This window comes from Kitasatospora putterlickiae (assembly GCF_039527695.1).
GTDB classification, from domain to species: Bacteria; Actinomycetota; Actinomycetes; order Streptomycetales; family Streptomycetaceae; genus Kitasatospora; species Kitasatospora putterlickiae.
The window spans coordinates 1-9,041 of the sequence record NZ_BAAAKJ010000202.1; the positions used below are offsets into that span (position 1 = coordinate 1).

Consider the following 9,041-nt stretch of genomic DNA (forward strand, 5'->3'; position numbering starts at 1 on the left):
GGGCTTCGAGAGGGGTCTCGAAGCCCGGCCTCCCCGGGGTCAGTTCTGGTTGGGCGAGAGGGTGCCGGAGGCCGAGGCGGTGCCGGTGGCCTTCGCTGCGGCGGAGGAGGAACCGGTGGCGGTGGGCGAGCCGGTGCCGGCGGGGGCCGACGACGGGTTGTCGGTCGGCGTGCCCGTCGGCGTCCCGGTGGGGGTGCCGGTCGGGGTTTCGGTGGGCGTCCCGGTCGGCGTCCCCGTGGGCGTGCCGGTCGGGGTTTCGGTGGGCGTCCCCGTGGGCGTGCCCGTCGGGGTGGTGCTCGGCGTGCCGGTGGCGGTCGGGTCCGGGGTGGTGCCCGGAGTGGGGGGCAGCGTGGACGGGTCCGTGCCCGGGGTCGGGGTGGTCGGCGGTACCGGGGTCGAAGGGGTCCCCGGGGTCTCCGGGGTCGCCGGCAGCAGCGGGGTCACCGGCGGCACCGGCGTGCCGGGGTCCACCGGAAGCTGGTTGAGCGGACTGGACGCGATCGGGGTGACCGCGTCCCAGCCGGCCGGCAGGTCCGGGATCTTCCACACGCCACCCGCGTCGTCGGCCGCCCCGTCCGGGTCGGGCCGCACCGCGCCGAGGATCGGGTTGGCCCCGATCGGCCCGACCTTGACGTACGAGCCCGGACGCGGCGCGTGCACGACGAGCCCGCCGCCGATGTACATCGAGACGTGCGTGGCGCCCTCGAAGTAGATGATCAGATCGCCCGGCCGCAGCTGGTTGAGCGGGATGTGCTGGAGCTGCGCCCACTGCTCCTGGCTGGTGCGCGGGATCGGCTTGCCGGCGTGCAGCCAGGCCTGCGAGGTGAGCCCCGAGCAGTCGAACACGTCCGGCCCGGCGCCGCCCCACACGTACGGCTTGCCCAGCTGGGCGAGCGCGTAGGCGACCGCGGCCCGCCCGGACAGCGACGGCGTGCGCTCGCCCTGGCCGAGCACGCCGGAGGCGAGGAAGGCCAGCTGGGCCTCGTCCGCCTTGGCCTTCTCCACCTTCTCCAGCTCGGCGCGCTGGGCGCCGGTGAGCGAGGAGACCAGCTGCTCGACGGCCGCGAGGTCGGCGGCGACCTTGGCCTTGGCAGCGTCCTGCTGGGTGACCAGGGTCCGCGAGGTACTGAGCGCCTCCTCGTTCTGCTTCTGCAGCACGCCCAGCGCGTCGCGGTCGGTGGTCAGCTTGCTGAGGAACTCGTTCTGCGAGCGGCTGGCGGCGGCGAGCAGCTCGGCGATGGTGACGGCCTCGTACGGGTCCTTGGAAAGCAGCAGCTCGGCGTACGCGGAGGCGGAGCCGTTGCGGTACTGGGCGGCGGCGAGCTGCGCGGCGACGTCCGTGCCGGCGTCGACCTGCTTCTGCTGGCGCTCCAGCTTGCCCTTGAGCTCGGCGAGCGCGGCCTGCTGCTGGGCGACCTTGTCGACGGCCGCGTTGTACTGCTCGGTGGCGGCCTCGGCGCCCTGGTAGAGCGCGTGCAGCTGGTCGAGCAGCGGGCCGAGGGTGGCCTTGGCCTGGGCGAGCGGGTCACCGCCGGGGTCGGCGACCGGAGGAGCCGCCGGATCCACGGGGGCCGCGGGAGCGGTGGGCGCCGCCGGAACCGGGTCGGCCCAGGCCGCACCGGCGGCCAGCGGCAACGACAGGGCGGCCGCCGCGAGGACCGCGCCGCAGCGCAGTGCGGCCCGGACCCAGGCCGGCCGCCTGCCACCGGGGAGGCCGGAACCGCCCGTCAGTCTTCCGTCCGTCGGCTCCGCACGCCCTACCGCCCCGCCCATGGGTGTCGTCCTCCCCGTCCGCCCGCTCCGGCGTCCCCGGACCTCCGGCTGATCCTGCCACGGGTTACCCGCCGGAAACAGACCGCGCCCGTACGGCTCGATGAACTTTTCGCCCGCGCTGTGAGGCAGCTCTCAGCAAAAGGGGCGAAGCGGACGGATCTCCACTAATGTCCAGCTCAGCACGGCGGACGCCACCCATCGGAAAGGCCTCGGCAACCCCCTCGACACCGTCGGAACCTTGATTCCGATGCCAGTTCACCTTCCGTTCACCAAGCGTCCCTACCGTCGCGCACGACACCAACATCAGTGCGACAACTACGACGATTGTTTGGGTATGGAACACATCTCGTTCCTGGTGGCCGTTGTGATCATCACGGCGCTCGCCTTCGACTTCACCAACGGGTTCCACGACACCGCCAACGCGATGGCCACCTCCATCGCGACAGGAGCCCTCCGGCCGAAGGTCGCGGTCACCATCGCGGCCCTGCTCAACTTCGCGGGCGCGTTCCTCTCCGTGAAGGTCGCCACCACCATCTCCGGCGGCATCGTCAACGAAAAGACCGGGATCCACCCGGAGATCATCTTCGCCGCACTGGCCGGTGCCATCCTCTGGAACCTGCTGACCTGGCTGCGCGGCCTGCCGTCGAGCTCCTCGCACGCGCTCTACGGCGGCCTGATCGGCGCCACCGTGGTCGGTGTCGGCGCCAACGGCGTCAACTTCGACACCGTGGTCAGCAAGATCCTCATCCCGGCGGTCGCCTCCCCGCTGGTGGCCGGCCTGGCCTCGTGGGGCGCCACCAAGCTCGCCTTCGCGATCACCCGCAAGAGCGGCGAGGAGACCGTCGGCAAGGGCTTCCGCACCGGCCAGATCTTCTCCTCCTCGCTGATCTCGCTGGCGCACGGCACCAACGACGCCCAGAAGACGATGGGCATCATCACCCTGACCCTGGTCTCGGTCGGCGCCCTGCCCAAGGGCGCGCTGCCCCCCACCTGGGTCATCGTCTCGGCCGGTGCCGCGATCGCGCTCGGCACCTACATGGGCGGCTGGCGGATCATCCGCTCGATGGGCAGCGGCCTCGCGGACATCACCCCGCGTCAGGGCTTCGCCTCCGAGTCGGCCGCCGCGACGGTCATCCTGACCTCCTCCAGCATGGGCTTCGGCCTCTCCACCACCCAGGTCTGCTCCGGCGGCATCATGGGCGCCGGCCTCGGCGGCCCGAAGGCCGAGCTGCGCTGGGGCATGGTCCGCCGCATGGTCTACACCTGGGGCCTGACCCTGCCCGCCGCCGCCACCGTGGGCGGACTCGCCGCCTACCTCGCCGAGCGGGGCAACTGGGGCGTCGCCCTGGTCGGCGCCGTGCTGGTGGCCGGCTCGGGAGCGATGTGGGTCATCTCCCGCCGCCAGCCGGTCGGCGCGGACAACGTCAACGACACCACCGCCGACGTCACCCCCGTTGAGGTCGGCCCGGCCACCGTGCCCGCCGCGCAGGCCGCCCCGACCACCCCCGCCTCGACCACGGTCGCGGCCTGACCGCCGCCGGCTGAGGAGCTCGAACACCATGCACATCAAGTGGAACGCCCTGGCCCAGACCGCCGGCATCAGCTTCGGCATCACCGTCGGCGTGGTCGCCGTCTTCGCGCTCGGCATCCTGGCCCTGTCCCGCCGTGAGGCCTCGCTCACCGCGCGCCGCGCGGCGGCCGGCCCGAACGCCCCGGTGACCGGCGGCCGGCTGGCCCTGGCCGGCGCGTACGCCTGCTTCGCCGTCTGCGGCGCGGCCGTCCTCTACGGACTGACGCTGATCGCCAACAAGTAGCGGCACGGACGGAACGCCGGAGGGCCGGGAGCGGAACCACGCTCCCGGCCTTCTGGCGTCGCCGCACGGGCACCCGGGCCCCGCCCCGGACGGCGGCACAACCGCGCAGGCCCCGGCCGAGACGGCGCCACGGCCGCGCGGACGGCGGGGCGGGGAGCCGCCCCCAGGACGCCGGAAGGGCCGGAAGTGGTGATCCACTTCCGGCCCTCCGGCGTGCCCGGCCTACTCCTGGCCGGTGCGCAGCACGGTCTCGCGGATGAACAGCACGGTGACGAAGGCCAGCAGCGCGAACGGCGCCGCGACCAGGAAGACCACGCCGACCCCGTGCCCGAAGGCGTCGGTGACCAGCGGCACCAGCGGCGCGGGCAGCTTGTGCAGGTCCGGGATGCCGCCGCCGAGCGAGCCGCCGCCCGCCGGGACGCCCGCATTGGCCAGGTTCTCGGCGAGGTAGTGGCCGACCCGGTTGTTCATCAGCGCGCCGAGCGCCGAGACGCCCATCGCGCCGCCCATGGTGCGGAAGAAGGTGACGACCGAGCTGGCCGCGCCGAGCTCCGCGCGCGGCACGGTGTTCTGCACCGCGAGCACCAGGTTCTGCATGGTCAGGCCGAGGCCGACGCCGGTGATCGCCATGTAGAGGGAGAGCAGGCCGTAGTGGGTGTCGGCCCGGGCGGTGCCGAGCAGGCCGAAGCCGATCGCCAGCAGCAGCGTGCCGCTGACCAGGTAGGCCTTCCACTTGCCGTACTTGGTGATCAGCTTGCCGGCGACGGTGGAGGAGACGGCCAGGCCGAGGATCATCGGCAGGGTCATCAGGCCGGCCACCGTCGGGGACTTCTCCCGGGCGAGCTGGAAGTACTGGCTGAGGAAAGTGGTCGCGCCGTACATCCCGATGCCGACCAGGACGCTGGCCAGCGCGGCGAGGGTGACCGTCCGGTGCTGGAACAGGTGCGGCGGGATGATCGGCTCGGCGGCGCGGCGCTCGACGACGACGGCGAGCGCGCCGAGCAGCAGGCCGCCGCCGACCATGGCCGCGGTCTGCCAGGAGAGCCAGGCGTAGTTCTTGCCGGCCAGGGTGATCCAGATCATCAGCAGGCTGACCGAGGCGGTGATCACCAGCGCGCCGAGGTAGTCGATCCTCACCTGGCGCTTGACCACGGGCAGCTTCAGGGTGCGCTGCAGCACCATGATCGCGAGCAGCGCGAACGGGATGCCGACGTAGAAGCACCAGCGCCAGCCGAGCCAGGAGGTGTCCACGATGACGCCGCCGATCAGCGGGCCGCCGATGGTGGCCAGTGCGAAGACGGCGCCGAAGTAGCCGCTGTACCGGCCGCGCTCGCGCGGCGGGACCATCGCGGCCAGGCAGATCTGGGCGAGGGCGGTGACACCGCCGGCGCCGATGCCCTGGAGGGCGCGGCAGGCGATCAGCTGCCCGGTGTTCTGGGAGAGGCCGGCCAGCGCGGAGGAGGCGATGTAGATCACCAGCGCGATCTGCAGCAGCAGCTTCTTGCTGGCGAGGTCGGAGAGCTTGCCCCAGATCGGGGTGGAGGCGGTGAGGGTGAGCAGGGTCGCGGTGATCACCCAGGTGTAGGCGGACTGGCCGCCGTGCAGGTCGGTGAGGATCCGCGGCAGCGCGTTGGAGACGACGGTCGACGAGAGCACGGCGACGAAGAGGCCCAGCAGCAGGCCGGAGAGGGCCTCCATCACCTGCCGGTGCGTCATCGGTTGGTCGGTCGTGTCGGCGGCTCCGGTCGCGGCAGGCGTGGCGGTGACGGTCATCGAGGTCCTTCGGAATAGTTGCCTGTGGCAACCATAAGCGCGATGGTTGACTTGGGCAACATTCGTCAAGAACAAGTAAAGCCCGGACCGTTCCCGGCCCGGGCCCACGCGTCCACCGCTCAGCCGGCCGGTGCGGCCGCCGCCTCGCCCACCACGTCGTTGAAACGGTGCAGCAGCTCGGCGAAGCGCACCACGTCCTCCTCCGGCCAGCCGCCCATCAGCTCCCGCACCCGGCCCATCCGGGCGGCCCGGGCGACCAGGAAGCGCCGCCGGCCGTCCTCGGTGAGCGAGACCCGCGCGGAGCGGCGGTCCTGCGGGTCGGTCTCCCGGGCCAGCAGGCCCAGGTCCTCCAGCGCCCGGATCTGCCGGCTGATCGTCGCCTTGCCGACCGCGAAGTGCACGCCGACGTCGGTCACCCGCACCGACCCGGTCTGCTCGACGTAGCTCAGCAGGCTGTACGCCATGCCCTCCAGCTGCGGGTGGACCCGGCGGGAGAGCTCGGACATCCGGGCCCGGCCGCGCCGGAACAGCACCCCCACCTCGCGCTCCACCGCCAGCAGCGGGTCCTCGTCCTGGCCGTCGTCGCGGCCTTCGTCCGGACCCTCGCCCGGACCTTCGTTCGGCGTACTCACCGCGCAAGTATCCCGCAGCACACCTCGCGCGCCCCCGGCGCGGGAGAAACCTCGGCGAAACTAGTTCATGCTATTAAGTACCCGGTTTCCCCCGATACGCAAGGAGATGTGCATGACCGCCCCAGGGCAGCAGGAACCAGGGCCCGCCGCGGCACCGGAGCGCGCGGCCGAGCCGGCACCGAAGAAGGGCTTCACCGCCGAGCTGAAGGGCGCCGTCACCCCGCGCGCCGCGCTGCTGGTGATCGGCGTGCTGCTCCTCCAGCTGGGCTTCGTCACCTCCTACGTGGGCGCGCTGCACCAGCCGAAGCCGCACGAGCTGTCGATCGCGGTGGTCGCCCCGCCTCAGGTCGCCCCCCAGCTGGTCCAGGGCCTGGAGTCGATCCCGGACGAGGCCGTGAAGGCCTCCACCGCGCCGGACGCGGAGAGCGCCACCCAGCAGCTCAAGGACCAGAAGATCTACGCCGCGCTGGTGGTGAACCCGACGTCCACCGAGGACGTGCTGCTGATCGCCAACGCGCGCGGGCCGTCCGCCGCCCGGGCCGCCGAGACCATCGTCACCGGCCTGGAGAAGAGCCAGGGCCGCACGGTCGTGGTCCAGGACGTCGTGCCGCTCGCCGAGGGCGACGCCAACGGCCTCTCCTCCTTCTACCTGGTGATCGGATGGTGCGTCGGCGGCTACCTGGTCGCCTCGATCCTCGGCGTCAGCGCCGGTGCCAAGCCGGCCAACGCCCACCGGGCGCTGATCCGGCTCGGCACCCTGGCGCTGTACTCGCTCGCGGCCGGCGTCGGCGGCGCGCTCATCGTCCAGACGGTCCTGGACGCGCTGCCCGGCTCGTTCTGGGCGATGTCCGCGCTCGGCGCGCTGGTGGTCTTCGCGGTCGGCGCCTTCACCATGGCGCTGCAGTGCCTGTTCGACATCATCGGCATCGGCATCGCGGTGCTGGTCTTCGTGGTGCTCGGCAACCCGAGCGCCGGCGGGGTCTTCCCGCCGCCGATGATGCCGCCGTTCTGGCGGGCGATCGGAGCCTGGTTCCCGAACGGCGCCGGCACCGACGCGGCCCGCTCGATCGCCTACTTCGACAGCACCAACCTGACCCAGCCGCTGCTGGTCCTGCTGGTCTGGGCGCTCGTCGGCGTCGGCGTCACCTTCGCCGCCGTCCTCGGCCGGCCCTCGCGTCTGAGCCGCCAGCTGGTCGAGGACTGAGGTCTACGGCTGCAGCCGCCCCGGGTCGGCGAGCAGCGAACGGACCACGCCGACCGCGGCCCCCAGCAGGGGGCCGCGGCGGCCCAGCCGGGAGACCGTCAGCCGCTCGGCCGACCAGGGGCGGACGGTCACCCGGGCGGCCAGCTCGGCCCGCATCGCGGGCAGCAGCCAGGGCGCCAGCTGGGCGTAGCCGCCGCCCAGCACCACTTCCGCCGGGTCCAGCAGGTTGACCGCCCCGGCCGCCGCGATGCCCAGCGCGGTCCCGGCGCCGTCGAGCGCCGTCCGCACCTCCCGGTCCTCGGCCCCGGCCCGCTCGGCGAGCAGCGCCACCCAGTCGCCCCGGATGCCCTCCAGCCCGGCCGCGCGCAGCACCGCCGCCTCCCCCGCGTACTGCTCCAGGCAGCCGTGCGCCCCGCACGCGCAGCGCGGCCCCTCCGGGTGCACCGGGACGTGGCCCAGCTCGCCCGCGTAGCCGCGCGCGCCGCGCAGCAGCCGGCCGTCGACGATGATCGCCGAGCCGATCCCCGCCTCGGCGGAGACGTGCAGGAAGTGTTCCGGTCCGCCGCCCAGCCAGAGCTCGGCGAGGCCGCCCAGGTTGGCCTCGTTGTCGGCCCGCAGCGGGAGCCCGGCCAGTTCGCCGGCGCCGGCGGCGTGCAGCGCCAGCCTCAGCTCGGCGGCGACCGCGACGTCCCGCCAGTCCAGGTTGGCGGCCCGCTGGAGCAGCGCGCCCTCGGCGCCGACCAGTCCGGGCACGGCCAGGGCCAGCCCGGCCGGGCGCAGTCCGGCGTCGATGGCGGCCCGGCGGAGCAGTTCGGCGAGGTCGGCCATGACGGCGGCGGGCTCCCGGCCCCGGTTGCGGATCTCCTGGCGGCGCCAGGCGCGGACCTCGCCGCGCAGGTCGACCACGCAGGTGCCCAGGTGCTCGACCCCGATCTCGGCGCCGAGGCCTGCCGGGCCGTCCGGGTTGAGCCCGAGCGCGGTGCCGGGGCGGCCGACCTTGCCGCTGGGGGCGGCCGGGCCCTCCTCGACGACCAGTCCGGCCGCGATCAGCTCCTCGGCGAGCGAGGAGACGGCGGCCCGGGTGAGCCCGCTCTCGGCGGCCACCTCGGCGCGCGAGCGCGGGGTGCGGGAGATGAACCGGAGCACCAGGGCCAGATTGCTGCGGCGCATCCCCTGCTGGCTCGCCGGCCCGGTCCCGCCGGATCCGCCCGGCTCACCCATCGCCCTCACCCGCTCCGGCCTCCGCCGACCGCACCCGCGCGCCCGGCTGCGGACCCACACCCCCGGGCCGCGCGCCGACGGTGCCCGTGGCCCCGGGCCTCGCGCCGACGGGGCCCAGGACGACGGACTGCTCCACCCGGGTGAACACCCAGCGCCGCATGGCCCAGAAGCGGAACAGCATCGCCGCGAAGGTGCCCAGCACCATGCCGCTCAGGAAGTCGGCCAGTTCCCGGGTGACCGGGCTGACCCACGGCTCGCGCAGGTCCAGCAGGTAGCGCGAGGCGATCAGCGGCAGCACGTTGACGCCGATGGCGACGGTGCTCACGAGCAGGAACAGCAGCGGTTCGCGCCGCCGCCAGGCGGAGCGGAAGCTCCACCGCCGGTTGAGCAGGTAGGAGACGCCGGTGCCGGCCACCGTCGCCAGGGTGAGCGCCAGCACCGGCTTGCGCTCCAGCACGGTGAGCCGCAGCGCGTAGTTGATCAGCAGCGTCAGGACGAAGCAGCCGCTGCCGACCAGCAGGAACTTCACCAGGCTCCGGTGCCGGACCAGGACGGGTCGCACCCGCTCCGGCACCCGGGCCAGGACGCGCTGGGTCAAGGACGGCACCTTCGCAGTCTGGCACG

Annotated in this window: 8 protein-coding genes; 3 read left to right on the forward strand and 5 right to left on the reverse strand. The window is 73.6% G+C overall.

The window, feature by feature from the left end; all coding sequences use genetic code 11:
* Nucleotides 1-39: 39 nt before the first annotated feature.
* A complete protein-coding gene (locus ABD308_RS20260; RefSeq protein ID WP_344337253.1) occupies nucleotides 40-1,773 on the reverse strand; it encodes a C40 family peptidase in 1,734 nt (577 codons plus the stop codon).
* Between the two features lie 334 nt (nucleotides 1,774-2,107).
* Here ABD308_RS20260 and ABD308_RS20265 point away from each other — a divergent pair, with 334 nt between their 5' ends.
* Together ABD308_RS20265 and ABD308_RS20270 are read left to right on the forward strand one after the other, a co-directional pair.
* The gene (locus ABD308_RS20265) at nucleotides 2,108-3,304 is read left to right on the forward strand and encodes an inorganic phosphate transporter (RefSeq protein WP_344337255.1); all 1,197 of its coding nucleotides are present in this window, start codon (nucleotides 2,108-2,110) and stop codon (nucleotides 3,302-3,304) included.
* A gap of 28 nt (nucleotides 3,305-3,332) precedes the next feature.
* The gene (locus tag ABD308_RS20270) at nucleotides 3,333-3,587 is read left to right on the forward strand and encodes a hypothetical protein (protein WP_344337257.1); all 255 of its coding nucleotides are present in this window, start codon (nucleotides 3,333-3,335) and stop codon (nucleotides 3,585-3,587) included.
* Nucleotides 3,588-3,809: 222 nt separating this feature from the next.
* Here ABD308_RS20270 and ABD308_RS20275 read toward each other — a convergent pair whose 3' ends face one another.
* Both ABD308_RS20275 and ABD308_RS20280 read right to left on the reverse strand, forming a co-directional pair.
* Nucleotides 3,810-5,303, reverse strand: a complete 1,494-nt coding sequence (locus ABD308_RS20275; protein ID WP_425554809.1) for an MDR family MFS transporter — start codon at nucleotides 5,301-5,303, stop codon at nucleotides 3,810-3,812.
* A 176-nt stretch (nucleotides 5,304-5,479) separates the two neighbouring features.
* Entirely contained in the window at nucleotides 5,480-5,992 is a 513-nt protein-coding gene (locus ABD308_RS20280; protein WP_344337259.1) for a MarR family winged helix-turn-helix transcriptional regulator, read from the reverse strand.
* Nucleotides 5,993-6,104: 112 nt separating this feature from the next.
* Between ABD308_RS20280 and ABD308_RS20285 the strand changes: the two genes are divergently transcribed.
* Nucleotides 6,105-7,196, forward strand: coding sequence for an ABC transporter permease (locus ABD308_RS20285; RefSeq protein ID WP_344337260.1), 1,092 nt, complete (start codon nucleotides 6,105-6,107; stop codon nucleotides 7,194-7,196).
* Nucleotides 7,197-7,199: 3 nt separating this feature from the next.
* Here ABD308_RS20285 and ABD308_RS20290 read toward each other — a convergent pair whose 3' ends face one another.
* Nucleotides 7,200-8,366 (reverse strand): ROK family protein, encoded by a 1,167-nt coding sequence (locus ABD308_RS20290; protein WP_344337262.1) that lies wholly within the window; start codon nucleotides 8,364-8,366, stop codon nucleotides 7,200-7,202.
* A 43-nt stretch (nucleotides 8,367-8,409) separates the two neighbouring features.
* A complete protein-coding gene (locus tag ABD308_RS20295; RefSeq protein WP_344337264.1) occupies nucleotides 8,410-9,024 on the reverse strand; it encodes a GtrA family protein in 615 nt (204 codons plus the stop codon).
* Between the last annotated feature and the right edge of the window lie 17 nt (nucleotides 9,025-9,041).

Excerpts from the sequence above, each read along its gene's own strand:
- ABD308_RS20265 (WP_344337255.1), top strand. The coding sequence starts at position 2,108 with ATGGAACACATCTCGTTCCTGGTGGCCGTTGTGATCATCACGGCGCTC.
- ABD308_RS20270 (WP_344337257.1), top strand. The coding sequence starts at position 3,333 with ATGCACATCAAGTGGAACGCCCTGGCCCAGACCGCCGGCATCAGCTTC.
- ABD308_RS20290 (WP_344337262.1), bottom strand. The coding sequence starts at position 8,366 with ATGCGCCGCAGCAATCTGGCCCTGGTGCTCCGGTTCATCTCCCGCACC.
- ABD308_RS20275 (WP_425554809.1), bottom strand. The coding sequence starts at position 5,303 with ATGACGCACCGGCAGGTGATGGAGGCCCTCTCCGGCCTGCTGCTGGGC.
- ABD308_RS20285 (WP_344337260.1), top strand. The coding sequence starts at position 6,105 with ATGACCGCCCCAGGGCAGCAGGAACCAGGGCCCGCCGCGGCACCGGAG.
- ABD308_RS20260 (WP_344337253.1), bottom strand. The coding sequence starts at position 1,773 with ATGGGCGGGGCGGTAGGGCGTGCGGAGCCGACGGACGGAAGACTGACG.